This is a genomic window from Stappia sp. TSB10P1A (genome assembly GCF_900185725.1).
GTDB lineage: Bacteria > Pseudomonadota > Alphaproteobacteria > Rhizobiales > Stappiaceae > Stappia.
The window spans coordinates 108,271-122,211 of record NZ_FYAU01000018.1; the positions used below are offsets into that span (position 1 = coordinate 108,271).

Below are 13,941 nucleotides of genomic sequence, written 5' to 3' on the forward strand. Positions count from 1 at the left end.
TTGCTGGTCCCCGTGTCCGTCGTCGGTGCTTGCCCGGTGGCCATGGACGACACCCGCCTGCCGCCGGTCATGGCTCCGTTCGGTTTCTTCGTTTAGCCCGCCTTGACCGGCAGGTCGAGGGGGAGCTTGGAAAGACACTCCGCGCCGCCCTCGTGCGTCAGGTAGGTCTGACCGAGCGACATGGCGGCGCCGCTGTCCGAATCCATCAGGATCATGTGGGTGAAGACGACCATGCCCGGCACGATCCGCGCCGGATTGCCGCGATAGGCCATCGGCCAGTCCATCCAGCTCGGCGCGAAGCGCGCACCCAGCGAATAGCCGCAGGCGTTGAGCCGGTGGGCACCTTCGCCGCGCGCGTCGATCTCGCGGGCATGGGCCTCGAAGACCTCGCCGAAGGTGCGGCCCGGCACGAGGCACTCCTCGACCGCGGCAAGCGCGGAGCGGGCGGCCTCATAGAGGGCGACATGCCGGCCGGTCGGCTCGCCGACGATCACCGTGCGCATGGCGGCGACGTGATAGCGACGGAAGGCGCCGGCCCATTCCAGGGTCAACTGATCGTTGCGATCCAGCACCCGGCGGCCGCTCTGGTAGCGGCACAGCAGGGCTTCGGGACCGGAGCCGATGATGAACTCGTTGCCCGGATAGTCGCCGTCGCCGGCAAAGACCGCGCCCTGCATGGCGGCGAGGATCTCGCCCTCGCGCGCGCCCTCCCGGATCAGCGGCAGGGCGGCCTCATAGGCGGCATCCGTCAGGCTGGCGGCACGGCGGACATAGGCGATCTCGGCCGGCGACTTGACCGCGCGCAGGTGCTGGACGGTCATCGATGCGTCTTCGAGGCGCGCGACATCGGACATCAGCGTCGCGATGTCGATGGCGATGCGCCCGGTCATGCCGTGGGTGTCGTATTCGACGCCGATGCGGGCGCCGCCGAGACCGAGTTCGGAGATGAGGTCGCGCAGTTGCAGCACCGGCGAGGCGCCGTCGCGGTCCTCCCACACGCGGATGTCGTCGATGATCGAGGTGAGCTGCGCCTGGCGCAGGTCGGCGGAGCGGGTCAGCAGGACGATCCGCCCGTCGCGGGTCACCACCATCGACTGGAAGAAGCAGAAGCCGAACGTGTCGTAGCCGGTGAGCCAGTACATGCTCTCCTGGGCGAAGAGCAGCAGGGCGTCGTGGCCGGTCTCGGCCATGCGGGCGCGAAGGGCATCGAGGCGGGAGGCGTATTCCTCCCGCGTGAAGGCGAGCGACATGATCAGCTTTCCGAAAGGGTGATTGCGGAGACGAGGCGGCCGTAGTCGGGCTCGCCGCGATGGGTGGCGCGGCGGTAGGAGAAGAACAGATCCTCCTCCGCATAGGTGCAGCGGTCGAGACTGGCGGCGGTGGCAACGCCGGCGGCATCGAGCCGGGCAAGAATGTAGGCCGGCAGGTCGAACAGCGCATGGCCGGCCTTGTCGGAGGGCGAGAAGAAGCGCTCGTTCGCCCCGTCGGCATCGAGGAAGCGGGCGCGGAACTCCTCGCCGACCTCGTAATTCGCGCCGGAGATGGTCGGGCCGAGCACGGCGATCACCCTTTCGTTGCGGGCGCCGAGCCGCTGCATGGCGGCAAGCGTCGCCTCCAGCACGCCGGTGAGGGCGCCGCGCCAGCCGGCATGGGCCGCGCCGACGACGCGGGCTTGCGGATCGGCGAAAAGCACCGGGCCGCAATCGGCGGTGGAGATGGCGAGCGCAAGGCCCGGGCGGTCGGTCACCAGCGCGTCGCCGCGCGGCTGGGTGCCCGGCTCGAAGGGCGCATCGACCACGATCGCATCCGGCGAATGGTGCTGGTAGGGCGACAGCAGCGCGCCGGGAGCAACCCCGAGCAGGCTGGCGACGCGGGCGCGGTTTTCCGTGACGGCGGCGCGCTCATCCTTCGAGCCGAGGCCGATGTTGAGCGAGGCATAGAGGCCGCCGGAGACGCCGCCCCGCCGGGTGAAGAAGCCGTGCGAGAGACCGGGAAGGGCGGAAAGATCCGGGGAGGTGAGCATGGGCCTGTCGGACTGTTGCGTGGCGGGCGGGATGTTCGCCGGGATGGTGGTTTGAAGCGGGGCGGCTGTCAAACGCCATCGAAAAGCGGCAGGACGACGTCCGGCCCGGCGACGGCCAGCACCTTGAAGAGCTCGCCCATTTCCTGCGGCGCGGCGAGCCGCTCGACCTCGCCGCGGATCCGCTCCTGCTCCTGCGGCGAACGGCCGGCGCCGACCTGGCCGGCCCGTTCCAGCAGGCCGAGGCCGAGCAGGAAGTCGCCTTGCGTCGTCAGGGCACGCGGGCGCAGTCCGCCTGCGCGGGCAGCGCGGGCCAGCGCCTCGAAGTTGACATGGGCGGTGAGATCGGCGCGGCCGGGTTCGGCAAGCACCTCGACAGGGCGATGGGCGCGCAGAGCCTGCAGCGTGTCGCCGGGCGCGGTGCGGGCGTAGCCGTAGTCGATGGCGAGCAGGAGGCCGCCCTGGCGGGCGATGCGAGCGCCAAGCTCCTCCATCAGCGCATTGGCAAGCGGCTGGGTCTCCAGGATCGTGCCCTCGGCGGCGCCCGCAAGGCCGGCCGGCAGCTCTGCCGCATCAAGGCTGCCGGTGCCGGCGACAAAGCGCAGCGCGCCCTGTTCGTCGAGCCCGACGGCCCGCTCGCGCCAGCCTTGCGCGGTCTTGACGTATTGGCGGATCGGCAGGGCGTCGAAGAACTCGTTGGCGACAACGAGCAGCGGCGCGTCTTCCGGAAGATCGGCGAGGCGGTCGTGCCACCGTGCGGTCGCCGAGGCATCTCCCAGGGTGGCGCGCTGGATCTCGCGCAGCCGCCGGCTGGTCTCCACGAGATGCAGCGAGGCCGCCTCGCGGAACGCGGGGCGCAGGGCGGCGACGCGCAGCATGTCGGCCATCAAGGTGCCGCGGCCGGGGCCGAGCTCGACCAGATGAAAGGGGCGTGGGCTGCCGAGCGCCGCATGGGCCGCGACGACCCAGGCGCCGACCAGTTCGCCGAAGAACTGGCTGACTTCCGGCGCGGTGATGAAGTCGCCATCCGCCCCGAAGGGCTCGGCCCGCATGTAATAGCCGTGCTCGGGGTCAGTGAGGCACAGGCCCATGAAGTCGAAGACCGACAGGGGGCCGCCGGTCTCGATCAGCGCGCGAATGCGCTCGGCGAGCGGCCCCGTGCCGGAAGGGGAGGCACTGCTCCGGCTCACGCCGCGCGATCCGCCGGCGGGTTGCGCAGGGCGCGGGCGATCGCCCACAGGCCGGCGGCGATCATCGGCAGCGACAGCAGGATGCCCATGGTCAGGCCCGGCCCGAGATAGCCGATATGCGCGTCCGGCACGCGGAAGAACTCGACGAAGGAGCGGGACAGGCCATAGCCGAGCGCAAAGACGCCGGCGACAAGGCCCGGCCGCCGGAAGCCGCCGCGCAGCAGCACGATGCGCGCGACGACGAGCAGCAGCAGCCCTTCGAGCGCTGCCTCATAGAGCTGGCTCGGGTGGCGGGGCTCCGGTCCGCCATCGGGAAAGACGAAGGCCCAGGGCACATCCGTCACCCGGCCCCACAGCTCGCTGTTGATGAAGTTGGCGATGCGCCCGAAGAACAGGCCGATGGGCGCGACGGCGCCGGCAAGGTCGAACAGGGTCCACAGCGGAATGCCGCGCCGCCAGGCGAAGAGAACCATGGCGAGAACGACGCCGAGGAAGCCGCCATGGAAGGACATGCCGCCCGACCACACCTGCAGGATGTCCAGCGGGTTCTGCAGGTAATAGGCCGGTGCGTAGAACAGCACATAGCCGAGCCGCCCGCCGAGGATCGTGCCGATGGTCGCATAGACGACGAAGTCGTCGATGTCGGTCAGGGAGGGGCGCGGCGTGCGGCCCCACAGGTCGTCGCGGGCGACCAGTGCGCGCATGTAGTGCCAGCCGAGCAGCAGGCCGGCGATATAGGCGAGCGCGTACCAGCGGATCGCGAAAGGACCGATCTCGATCAGCACGGGATCGATGGCGGGAAAGGGCAGGGCAAGGATCGGCATGGGGGCTCCGGCTCGCCGGCGGACCGGCAGGACATGCGGCGCGACGTTGCCGGTCCCGGCCGCCTGCGTCAAGGCTGCGGCGATTTCTCCTCACCAGTGTGGCGAATGTGAAATGCGCTCCGGGTTGCTGCCGGAACAGACGCATCTCAGATTCGAAAACCACACTGGAAACATACGCTTGCCGGTCATCTGCTTTGAACCTGACGTTCCTTCGGTGCCTGCTGCAAGATGTGGCGAACTTCAGGTTCGAATGACTGGGGTGTTTCGCCGCGCATAAAAGCGCACTACCTAGGAGAAAGTGATATGCGGCCCGGTGGGCCGGCAGCAGGGAAGGACTGGCCATGACACAGGGACCGAACCGGGTTCTCGACGATTTCGCCAAGCTGATGACGGATATGGCCGGTGTCGCCCAGGGTGCGCGCCGCGAGGTGGAGACGGCATTCCGCGCCCAGGCGGAGCGGTTTCTCGCCGACATGGACCTGGTCAAGCGCGAGGACCACGACGTCGTGAAGGACATGGCGGCGCGGGCGCTCGACCGGCTCGACGAGCTGGAGGCTCGTATCGCCGCGCTGGAGACGTCGGCGGCAAAGCCGCGCTCGGCCAAGGCCAAGGCGGCGGACGACTGACATTTCGCGAATCAGGTCACACTGTCACCCTGCGTCCGTTGCGGGGCGAGCCGGCGGCCGGGCGAGCGGTCGCCGTCCACAGCTTCAAAAGCGTAAAGGAAAAGTGAACATATCCTTGAATTAAGTTCTCCCTATATACTGAAGTCAGGCGGAGATTCGCGGGGCGGCGATGCAGAGGGGCATGAAACGCCATCGCGGCTGGCGGACTTTCGCTTGCGGCAGGTCAAGCATCCTGCGGACCGACATGGTGGCCAGGCGCCGCGGCAGCGCCGCGCATGGCCCGCAAGCCGAGAGGAACCCCCATGAGCCTCATCGACATCGACTTCGAACGGCCCGCCAACCCCGTCGACACGATCGAGCACATCGCCGCCATCAACGACTGGTCCTTCGAGCGCTCCTGCGACGAGGAGATCACGATTTCGGTCGCCGGCCACTGGTGCGACTATCACGTCTCCTTCTCCTGGATGGAGGATCTGGAGGCTCTGCATCTGGCCTGCGCCTTCGATCTCAAGGTGCCGGAACCGCGCCGCACCGAGGTCGTGCGCCTGCTCGCGCTGGTCAATGAACAGTTGTGGATGGGGCATTTCGACCTGTGGAACCGCGAGGGCGTGGTGATCTTCCGCCAGTCGCTGCTGCTGGCCGGCGGCGCGGAAGCGACCTCGAAGCAGATCGAGGGACTGCTCACCAACGCGCTCGACTCCTGCGAACGCTACTACCAGGCCTTCCAGTTCGTGGTCTGGGCCGGTAAAAGCGCGTCCGAGGCGATCGACACCGCCTTGTTCGAAACCGCGGGGGAGGCATGAGTTTTTCCAAGGAGCGCCCGCTCGTCCTTGTCGGTGCCGGCAAGATGGGCGGAGCGATGCTGGCCGGCTGGCTTGCCGCCGGGACCGATGCCGGAAGCATTCTGGTGATCGATCCGAAGCCGTCGGCGGAGCTTCTCGAGATGGTCTCCGCCTCCGGCATCCGCCATGCGGAGGCCGTCACCGACGGGCTGAAGGCCGGCGTGCTGCTGGTGGCGCTGAAGCCGCAGGTGATGGCCGATGTGCTGCCCGGCCTGGCGCCGGCGGTGGATGCGCACACGCTGGTGATCTCGGTCGCCGCCGGCACGCCGGTCGCGGCCTTCCGCAAGGCCTTCGGCGACGTCGCTATCGTGCGGGTGATGCCGAACACGCCGTCCCAGGTCGGCCGCGGCATGAGCGTCGCCTATGCCAATGACAGGACGGACAGCGCGCAGCGGGCGACCGTCGACCGGTTGCTGACGGCGATTGGTGCCTCCGACTGGATCGAGCACGAAGAGCAGATCGACGCGGTGACCGCCGTCAGCGGCTCGGGCCCCGCCTATGTCTTCTATCTTGCGGAGGCGTTGGCGGCGGCCGGCGTCAAGGCCGGGCTGCCCGAGGATCTGGCCATGCGCATCGCGCGCCAGACCGTGTGCGGTGCCGGCGAACTGCTCTATCGCTCCGATCTGCCGGCGGCGGAGCTGCGACAGAACGTCACATCTCCGAACGGAACGACCGCGGCCGCGCTTGCCGTGCTGATGGAGCCGGACAGCGGTCTGCAGCCGGTGATGGACAAGGCGGTGGCGGCGGCGCGCAAGCGGTCGCAGGAGCTTGCCGGCTGACGGGGCGACGGGCGCGATGCGGCACTGCCGCGCATTGCCTGCATTGATGCTCGAAAATCCGGTGCCGGGTCCCTACATCCGTTGGATGTGTTCGCGATCGGCCATCGCAGGGGTGGCGCAGCGCGGTCCCGCGTGATCCGGAGGAGCCCATGGCTACGGCAAAGACCAGGCAGAAGATCGTTTCCAGCTTCCTGTCCCTGCTGGGAGAGAAGGGCTGGCACGGCTTCGAGATGGCGGATGTCGCCCGCGAGGCGGGCGTCAAGCTGTCGGTGCTGCGCGCGGAGTTTCCCGGCAAGACGGCCTGCCTGAGGGCATTCCTGTCCGACATCGACCAGACGGTTCTCGATTCCATCGATCCGGACATGGCGGGCGAGCCGGCGCGCGAGCGCCTGTTCGACGTGCTGATGACCCGCCTCGATGCGCTGTCTCCGCACAGGGATGCGATCCGCGCCCTGCGCAAGGCGGTGCGATGCGATCCGCAGTTCGCGCTGAAGCTGAACAGGGAGGCGGTGACCTCGCAGCGCTGGATGCTGACGGCGGCCGGTCTTCCGGCCTCCGGTCCGCGGGCGGCGGTGATGTCGCAGGCGCTGGTCGTCGCCTTCGGACGGGTCGTCGACGTGTGGCTGGACGACGAGGATCCCGGGCTTGCACGCACCATGTCGGCGCTTGCCCGCCAGCTCGACGAGGGCGAGGTGTGGATGGGCCGGCTCGACCGGGTCGGCAGGTTCCTGAAGCCGCTGCTGTCGCGGGCGCGCACGCGGGGTTCGCGGCAGGACACGCCGCCGCCGGGCGCCGACGGGCCGCAAGACGCGGCGGCTCCTTCGGGGGCTTCCCCGAGCGCTGCCTGACGACTAGAGTGGCGGGAGCGCCGCACAACCGCGCCGGCCGAAAGGCCCGCGCGGGTTTTCACACTCCCGCCTTTTGTCGTTCAGGACATCACCCATCATGACGCAAGACCACGCGGCCGTTTCGCCGGTCCTTTCCTTTGACGATTTCCTCAAGGTCGATATCCGCGTCGGCCGCATTGTCGAGGCAGCGCCGTTTCCGCAGGCGCGCAAGCCGGCGATCAAGCTGGTGATCGATTTCGGAGCCGAGATCGGGCTCAAGAAGTCCAGCGCCCAGATCACCCGGCACTACACGCCGGAAGGCCTGATCGGCCGGCAGGTGCTGGCGGTCGTCAACTTCCCGCCGCGCCAGATCGGCCCGATGATGTCGGAAGTCCTGACGCTCGGGGTGCCCGATGCCGATGGCGAGGTCGTTCTGCTGGCGCCCGAGCAGGAGGTGCCGCTCGGCGGCCGGCTGTTCTAGGGTCAGGACCCATTAATATGGCCGCAATGGTCGTCCTGACGTGCGCGGATACGCGAAGCAGGGCCGCAGGAAGACATAAAGTCTTTCAAGGCCTTGCGACAAAGTAGCCCGTGCAGGTCGGGACGATCCGCAGGACGTCCGATAGACCGGCGACCTGCCGCGTCGAAACCCTTGACCGGGGGGCGACCCCGCTTCTGCGGGCTTCTCCTTGCAGGTCTTGGTCTATCGAACGCCATTGTCGTCATATGAATGGGTCCTGACCCTAGGTCGGCTCCAGACACCTCGTGGTCCAGGCATCCGCCGCCGGCTCCATGTCGAGGATGCGGGCGGGAACCCTCGCCCGGCGGAACACATAGACGGTTGCCGGCGGCAGGTTGGCCCAGATCCTGCGCGTGCGCGTGAAGGTGAGCTGGAGCTTCCCGCATATCCCGCGACGGACGGGAGAGGCAGGGCCGTAGGTGAACTGGATGAAGGCGCCGTCCGGCGCCAGCCGCGCGAACGCAGCATCCAGGATTGCCTCCTGCTCGGCAGCGGTCATCGACAGCAGCGGCAGGCCGGAGACGACCGCGTCGAAGGGACCTCCGGCAACCCCTGCCAGTTCCTGGGCCGGCAGACGGTGCAGCACGGCTCGCGGAAAGCGGTGGGCAAGCAGGTCCGCGAAACGGGGATTGATCTCGAACAGCGTCAGGTCCTGCTCGGCGATGCCGTGGTCGACCAGGCATCGCGTGAAGACACCCGTTCCCGGGCCGAGCTCGGCAATCCGTTTCGCCCGGTGCGGCACCTGCTCGACCATCGCTTTCGCAAGGGCGCGGGAGGATGGGGCAAGGGCGGCGACCTGCCGCGGTTTGCGCAGAAACTGAAGCAAGAAGCCGTCTCGACTCATCTGGTGCTCCCGCAGAATGGGGGTGTCCGGCGCGGTATCGGCCGGTCCGTCAGCGGCTCCGCAGGAGCCGATAGGCGAAGGCGGGAGAGATCCGGTGAACAATCCTCAGCAGCCGGGCCTTCTCGACCCAGATCTCCTTCCGGCCTGCCTCCACTCCACGCAGCAGGTCGGCGGCCGCGCGTGCGGGCGGGTATTTTCGGGCGGCGGAGGGACGTGACAGGCCGGTATCGACCAGCGTCATCACGACATCGCTGACGAGGATCCGGCGGTTTGCTGCATGGCACTGGTCCCGCAAGGCACGCGTGAAGCTGCGCAGACCGGCCTTGGTGGCACAATAGACCGGGGCGTCTTTCTTGGGCGCGACGGCAAGGCCCGAGGTGACGTTGACGATGGCCGCAGACGGGTGGCGTGCCAGCAGGGGCAGGAGGGTGGTCGCCAGTTGAGCGGGAGCCACAAGGTTGACCGCGGTTTCGCGGGCGATCTCGTCGAGATAGGCGGGCGGAGCGGCGGCAAGCTGCTGATGCAGCATGATCGCGGCATTGTTGATCAGGACGCTGCAATCGGGATGGCGGGTGGCCACCCAATCGGCGAGGGCACGAACGCCCTCGGTACGGCCGAGGTCGGCCGCGAAGGCGTCGAGCCTGCCGGGATGCGCCTGGGCCAGATCGTCGAGCGGTGTGATGTCGCGCGCGGTTGCAAGGACGCAGGCGCCTCGGGCGAGCAACTGGCGCACCAGCTCCAGTCCGATGCCGCGGGAGCCGCCGGTCACGAGAACGGTGCGGGAGGCAAGGTTGAAGGGGTTTCTCATCTGCGTGGTCCGGGTGAGGGGAAATCGCTTCGCGTGTCGCCTCAATTATGCGAATAATTGCTCACATTCACACTCGCATTGGGCGCCATGACCGAGCCGGAACTCAGACCGCGCAAAACTCCGCTTCAGACGCGCAGCAAAGCGACATGCGCGGCCGTTCTTGAGGCCGCTGCTCGCATTCTGGAGGCCGAGGGAAGCCACGCCCTGACCACCAACCGGGTTGCGGAGCGGGCGGGCGTCTCGGTGGGCTCGCTCTACCAGTATTTCCCCGGCAAGGAGGCGATCCTCGCCGAACTGATCCGCGGCCTGCGGCGCGATATGGTTCTGACCATGCGCCGGGCGGCGGATCTCGGACGTGAGGAAAGTCTGGCTTCGACGGTGGAACTCATGGTGGCGGCCGCTCTCGAGCACCATCTCACCCGCCCTGAACTTGCCCGGGCACTGGAACGTGTCGAGGCGGAGCTTCCGGTCGATGCGGAAACCCGAGAGCTCAAGGGAGAGTTGCGGAACATTGTAGCGGATGTGCTGGCCGGGCACGGGATCGCCGATGCGGAATCCGTGGCCTTCGATCTCGTCGCGCTGTGCCACGGATTGTCGAGCGCGGCAATCGAGGCGGGGGAGAAGGACATCAACGGGCTGACACTGCGTCTGAAGCGCGCGGTGCTGGGATACTTAGTAGCGGAGCCCGCCGGGACGAGCCGCTGAGCTAAACCGGAATGCGGACGCGGGCGCGCAGGCCGCCCAGCGTCTCGCTTTCGCCCAGCACGATGTCGCCGCCATGGGCGCGGACGATGTCGCGGGCGATGGCGAGGCCAAGGCCGCTGCCGCCGCTGTCGCGATTGCGTGCGTGGTCGAGCTGGTAGAACGGGCGGAAGACGTTCTCCCGTTCCTCGACCGGCACGCCGGGGCCGTCGTCCTCGATGGTGATCGTCAGCCAGCCATCGGCGTTGCGGCCGTCGATGTTCAGCCTGTCGCCGTGCCTTGCGGCATTGGTCACAAGGTTGGTGAGCGCCCGCTTGAAGGCGCTGGGCCGCAGCGTCACCTCGGGCGGACCTTGCAGATGCGAGGTCACCGCCGCGCCGAGGATCTCCGCCTCCGCCTCCAGTTCCTCGAACATCAGGCCGATATCGGTGGGCTGCGCCTGTTCGTCGCCTTCACCGCGGGCGAAGGCGAGATAGTCCTCCAGCATCGTCTTCATCTCGTCGACATCACGCTGCAGGGCGCGCACTTCCTCGCTGGCGGGGAACAGCGCGAGCTGCAGGCGAAAGCGCGTCAGCACCGTGCGCAGGTCGTGGCTGACACCGGCGAGCATCGTGGTGCGCTGCTCGATCTGGCGCTCGATGCGCCGCCGCATCTCGATGAAGGCTTGGGCGGCGCGGCGCACCTCGCGTGCGCCGCTGGGGCGGAAATCCTCGATCGGGCGCCCCTTGCCGAAGCTTTCCGCGGCGGTGGCGAGGCGCTCGACCGGGCGCGTCTGGTTGCGCAGGAACAGCAGCGCGATGACGACGAGGACGAGCGAGGTCGAGACCATCCAGACGATGAAGAAATGCGAGTTGGAGGCATAAGTCTGGCTGCGGCGGGCGATCACGCGCAGCACGCCGTTCTCCAGCTTGATGCGCAGTTCCACGAAGCTGGAGCGGCCGACCGTGTCGATCCAGAAGGGTTTGCCGATCCGCGCGGCGACCTGCTGCGACAGGTAGCGGTCGACGATGTCGAAGAAGGGCTTGGGGCGCGGCGGCGGCAGCGGCTCGGGAGGCAGCAGGGTGATCGCAAGGCCAAGGTCGCTCCGCGCCATCTGGGCGAGGCGCTGGAACTCTTCCTCGCCGGCGCTGCTCTCCGTCAGGCGAACGATCAGCGAGATGTCGCGGACGACCGCGTCCGACAGGCGCTGGGTGACGAGGTTGTAGTGCCGTTCCAGGAACACGAAGGCGAGCACCGCCTGCATCACCACCAGCGGGATGACGATGATCAGCAGGGTGCGGGTGAACAGCCCCTTCGGCATGCGCCGGTAGAGCGCGCGCGCCAGCGCCTGATACGGCGTTGCCACAAGCGCGCCGGCCCGGCGCAGCACGCCGGGAACGGGAAGCTTCGGGAGGCGGGCGAGGGCGCCGCGAAACGCCTGTTTCAATCGCATACGAGCCGGTAGCCGATGCCGCGCACGGTCTGCAGATAGAGCGGGTTGCCGGGATCGGTTTCGATCTTGCGGCGCAACCGGTTGATCTGCACGTCGACCGTGCGCTCGCCAAGGCCGCTGTCGTCGCCGACGATCTCGGTGCGTGGGACGGTCTCGTTGGGCTTTTCGGTGAAGAGGACGAGGATCTCCTTCTCCCGGTCGGTCAGGCGGATGATCTCGTCGCCGCGCCGCAACTCGCGACGGGTCGGATCGAAGACATAGGGGCCGAAGCGGATGTCGGTCGGCACGGCGACATCGGTGGCGGAGCGGCGGCGCAGGATCGCGCGGATGCGCAGCAACAGTTCGCGCGGCTCGAACGGCTTCACCAGATAGTCGTCGGCGCCCGCCTCCAGTCCGGCGATCCGGTCGGCGGCATCGGAACGGGCGGTCAGCATCAGGATCGGCACGTCGGAGCGGGCATGCAGGTCGGCGGCCAGCTCCAGTCCGCTTTCGCCCGGCATCATCACGTCGACCACGAGGAGGTCGAAGGCCAGCCCGTTCATCCGCCGCCGCGCCTCGGCGGCGGAGGCGGCGACGGTGATGCGGAAGCCGTGCTCGGCAAGGAAGCGCTTGAGCAGGGTGCGGATGCGGGTGTCGTCGTCGACCAGGAGCAGGTGCGGCGCGTCATCCTGCACGCCCGCCACCGGCGGCGTGCCGTCTGCCTGGGTCTCGGTGCTGTCCAGCGTCACGGGCTCACCCTCGTTGGGATCTGGCTGTCGATCAGCCGGGCGACGTCGCCGCGCTGATCCGGATCGATCATATGATACAGGAACTGCCGGGCAATATCGTGGCTCTCCGGCGGCATTGCGGCGAGCGCGCGGCGGATGCGGCGGGCCTGCAGATCGGTGAGGCGCGCGGCCAGTTCCTCGCCCTTGGCCGTGGCGAAGAGCAGGCGCTCGCGCCGGTCCTGCGGTCCCGGCTCCTGCAGGATATAGCCTTCCTCGACCAACTGTTTCAGCACCCGGGCAAGGCTCTGCTTGGTGATCTTCAGGATCGCCAGCAGGTCGGTGACCCGCAGGCCCGGATTGCGGTTGACGAAATGCAGCACGCGGTGATGGGCCCGGCCGAACCCGAATTCGGCCAGCGCCGCGTCCGGGTCCGCCGTGAAGTCGCGATAGGCGAAGAACAGCAGCTCGATGAGGTCGATCGGGATCGCCATCGCAGGGGCCGGCTGCCCCTCATCCGAGTCCTGCGAGAAATTTACGTCAGCCATATTGACTTATTTCCGACTGATTGTTACACGTATCCAGTCTGCTGCGAAACGATCGTACGTCATCGCCGTTCAAGCATGGTAGATGTTGTCCATCGGCGTTGCAGACCGTGGCTTTCCGGGCCAGGCGTGCGACTCCGGTGTCGCGCGTGGTCAGGCGCCGAGGGGCCCGTCACCATACAAACAGTTGGCGGGCCGCGCAAAGCCGCGAGGCGGAAGCATATTGCAGTCGTGACGGTGCCGGCGGACCGGCATCTCATTCAAACACAACGCAAACGCAAACGGGACCGAGCCCGTTGCCTGTTTCGGGAGTAGTTCATATGGCGCAGTTGCCCTTTGACCAACGCGAAGGCCACATCTGGTATGATGGCGTGTTCGTGCCCTGGGCCGAAGCCAAGCTCCACGTACTGAGCCACGGCCTGCATTATGCCAGCAGCGTTTTCGAGGGCGAGCGCGCCTATGGCGGCGAGGTGTTCAAGCTGGGCGAGCACACCGAGCGCCTGCACGAGTCGGCCCGGATCCTCGGCTTCGAGATCCCCTACAGCGCCGAGACCATCAACCAGGCGACGCGCGAACTGCTGGCAAAGGGCAATCTGGTCGATGCCTATGTCCGCCCGGTGGCCTGGCGCGGCAGCGAGATGATGGGCGTGTCGGCCCAGTCCAACACCATCCACCTGGCGATCGCCGCCTGGGAATGGCCGAGCTATTTCAAGCCGGAAGAGCGGCTGAAGGGCATTCGTCTCGACATGGCGGCCTATCGCCGTCCGGACCCGATGACCGCGCCCTCGCGCTCCAAGGCGGCCGGCCTCTACATGATCTGCACGATCTCCAAGCACGAGGCCGAGCGCAAGGGCTATGCCGACGCCCTGATGCTGGACTGGCGCGGCCAGGTGGCCGAGGCGACCGGCGCCAATGTCTTCTTCGTGAAGGACGGCAAGATCCACACGCCCAAGCCGGACTGCTTCCTCGACGGCATCACCCGCCGCACGGTCATCGACCTGGCCAAGCGGCGCGGCTTCGAGGTGATCGAGCGGGCGATCCTGCCGGAGGAGATGGCGGGCTTCGAGGCCTGCTTCCTCACCGGCACGGCGGCGGAAGTGACCCCGGTGTCCGAGGTCGGGCCGTATACGTTCACGGTCCATCCGATCACCAAGACCCTGATGGAAGACTATCACCTCGAGGTGCAGCCGAAGGCAGCGGTGAAGGTCGCAGCCGCCGGCTGAGACCGTCAGGTACCCCTCATTGAGCGACACTGCGAAGGGCGGCCGGCGGGCCGCC

At 68.0% G+C, this 13,941-nt stretch carries 16 protein-coding genes; 7 read left to right on the plus strand and 9 right to left on the minus strand.

Features of this window, described 5'->3' with window-relative positions:
* Positions 1 to 92: 92 nt before the first annotated feature.
* From TSB10P1A_RS07140 to lgt, 4 genes are all read right to left on the minus strand, one after another.
* On the minus strand, positions 93 to 1,250 hold the full coding sequence (locus tag TSB10P1A_RS07140) for a Xaa-Pro peptidase family protein (RefSeq protein WP_186387222.1): 1,158 nt from the start codon (positions 1,248 to 1,250) through the stop codon (positions 93 to 95).
* 2 nt (positions 1,251 to 1,252) lie between these two features.
* Positions 1,253 to 2,023: a peptidoglycan editing factor PgeF gene (gene pgeF / locus TSB10P1A_RS07145; RefSeq protein WP_186387223.1), complete on the minus strand. Its 771-nt coding sequence runs from the start codon at positions 2,021 to 2,023 to the stop codon at positions 1,253 to 1,255.
* Positions 2,024 to 2,091: 68 nt separating this feature from the next.
* Positions 2,092 to 3,210 carry a class I SAM-dependent methyltransferase gene (locus tag TSB10P1A_RS07150; RefSeq protein ID WP_244293019.1) on the minus strand — a complete coding sequence of 373 codons (1,119 nt, stop codon included), beginning with the start codon at positions 3,208 to 3,210 and terminating at the stop codon, positions 2,092 to 2,094.
* Positions 3,207 to 4,034 carry a prolipoprotein diacylglyceryl transferase gene (gene lgt / locus TSB10P1A_RS07155; protein WP_186387224.1) on the minus strand — a complete coding sequence of 276 codons (828 nt, stop codon included), beginning with the start codon at positions 4,032 to 4,034 and terminating at the stop codon, positions 3,207 to 3,209. Before lgt ends, TSB10P1A_RS07150 begins: the two co-directional genes overlap by 4 nt.
* Positions 4,035 to 4,375: 341 nt before the next feature.
* Here lgt and TSB10P1A_RS07160 point away from each other — a divergent pair, with 341 nt between their 5' ends.
* The 5 genes from TSB10P1A_RS07160 to TSB10P1A_RS07180 all read left to right on the plus strand — a co-directional run bounded on the left by TSB10P1A_RS07160 (position 4,376) and on the right by TSB10P1A_RS07180 (position 7,589).
* A complete protein-coding gene (locus TSB10P1A_RS07160) occupies positions 4,376 to 4,660 on the plus strand; it encodes an accessory factor UbiK family protein (RefSeq protein WP_186387225.1) in 285 nt (94 codons plus the stop codon).
* Positions 4,661 to 4,962: 302 nt separating this feature from the next.
* Positions 4,963 to 5,463: a YbjN domain-containing protein gene (locus TSB10P1A_RS07165; RefSeq protein WP_186387226.1), complete on the plus strand. Its 501-nt coding sequence runs from the start codon at positions 4,963 to 4,965 to the stop codon at positions 5,461 to 5,463.
* Positions 5,460 to 6,281 (plus strand): pyrroline-5-carboxylate reductase, encoded by an 822-nt coding sequence (gene proC / locus TSB10P1A_RS07170; protein ID WP_186387227.1) that lies wholly within the window; start codon positions 5,460 to 5,462, stop codon positions 6,279 to 6,281. The genes TSB10P1A_RS07165 and proC overlap by 4 nt, the downstream gene beginning before the upstream one ends.
* Before the next feature lie 149 nt (positions 6,282 to 6,430).
* On the plus strand, positions 6,431 to 7,129 hold the full coding sequence (locus TSB10P1A_RS07175; protein ID WP_186387228.1) for a TetR/AcrR family transcriptional regulator: 699 nt from the start codon (positions 6,431 to 6,433) through the stop codon (positions 7,127 to 7,129).
* Positions 7,130 to 7,226: 97 nt separating this feature from the next.
* Entirely contained in the window at positions 7,227 to 7,589 is a 363-nt protein-coding gene (locus TSB10P1A_RS07180) for a tRNA-binding protein (protein WP_186387229.1), read from the plus strand.
* A gap of 262 nt (positions 7,590 to 7,851) precedes the next feature.
* On the opposite strand, the gene TSB10P1A_RS07185 is transcribed toward TSB10P1A_RS07180, so the two are convergent.
* Positions 7,852 to 8,454, minus strand: coding sequence for a class I SAM-dependent methyltransferase (locus TSB10P1A_RS07185; protein WP_208987032.1), 603 nt, complete (start codon positions 8,452 to 8,454; stop codon positions 7,852 to 7,854).
* Positions 8,455 to 8,521: 67 nt separating this feature from the next.
* Positions 8,522 to 9,280, minus strand: a complete 759-nt coding sequence (locus TSB10P1A_RS07190) for an SDR family oxidoreductase (RefSeq protein ID WP_186387231.1) — start codon at positions 9,278 to 9,280, stop codon at positions 8,522 to 8,524.
* Positions 9,281 to 9,367: 87 nt separating this feature from the next.
* Between TSB10P1A_RS07190 and TSB10P1A_RS07195 the strand changes: the two genes are divergently transcribed.
* Complete coding sequence (locus TSB10P1A_RS07195; protein WP_186387232.1) at positions 9,368 to 9,985, plus strand: TetR/AcrR family transcriptional regulator; 618 nt, start codon at positions 9,368 to 9,370, stop codon at positions 9,983 to 9,985.
* 1 nt (position 9,986) lies between these two features.
* On the opposite strand, the gene TSB10P1A_RS07200 is transcribed toward TSB10P1A_RS07195, so the two are convergent.
* From TSB10P1A_RS07200 to TSB10P1A_RS07210, 3 genes are read right to left on the minus strand one after another with little or no spacing between them, the layout of a single operon-like run.
* Positions 9,987 to 11,414, minus strand: a complete 1,428-nt coding sequence (locus TSB10P1A_RS07200) for an ATP-binding protein (RefSeq protein WP_186387233.1) — start codon at positions 11,412 to 11,414, stop codon at positions 9,987 to 9,989.
* Positions 11,405 to 12,142, minus strand: a complete 738-nt coding sequence (locus TSB10P1A_RS07205) for a response regulator (protein WP_244293020.1) — start codon at positions 12,140 to 12,142, stop codon at positions 11,405 to 11,407. The genes TSB10P1A_RS07200 and TSB10P1A_RS07205 overlap by 10 nt, the downstream gene beginning before the upstream one ends.
* A complete protein-coding gene (locus TSB10P1A_RS07210) occupies positions 12,139 to 12,666 on the minus strand; it encodes a MarR family transcriptional regulator (RefSeq protein ID WP_186387234.1) in 528 nt (175 codons plus the stop codon). Before TSB10P1A_RS07210 ends, TSB10P1A_RS07205 begins: the two co-directional genes overlap by 4 nt.
* Positions 12,667 to 12,983: 317 nt before the next feature.
* On the opposite strand from TSB10P1A_RS07210, the gene TSB10P1A_RS07215 reads away from it, so the two are divergent.
* A complete protein-coding gene (locus TSB10P1A_RS07215) occupies positions 12,984 to 13,886 on the plus strand; it encodes a branched-chain amino acid aminotransferase (protein WP_186387235.1) in 903 nt (300 codons plus the stop codon).
* Positions 13,887 to 13,941: the final 55 nt, after the last annotated feature.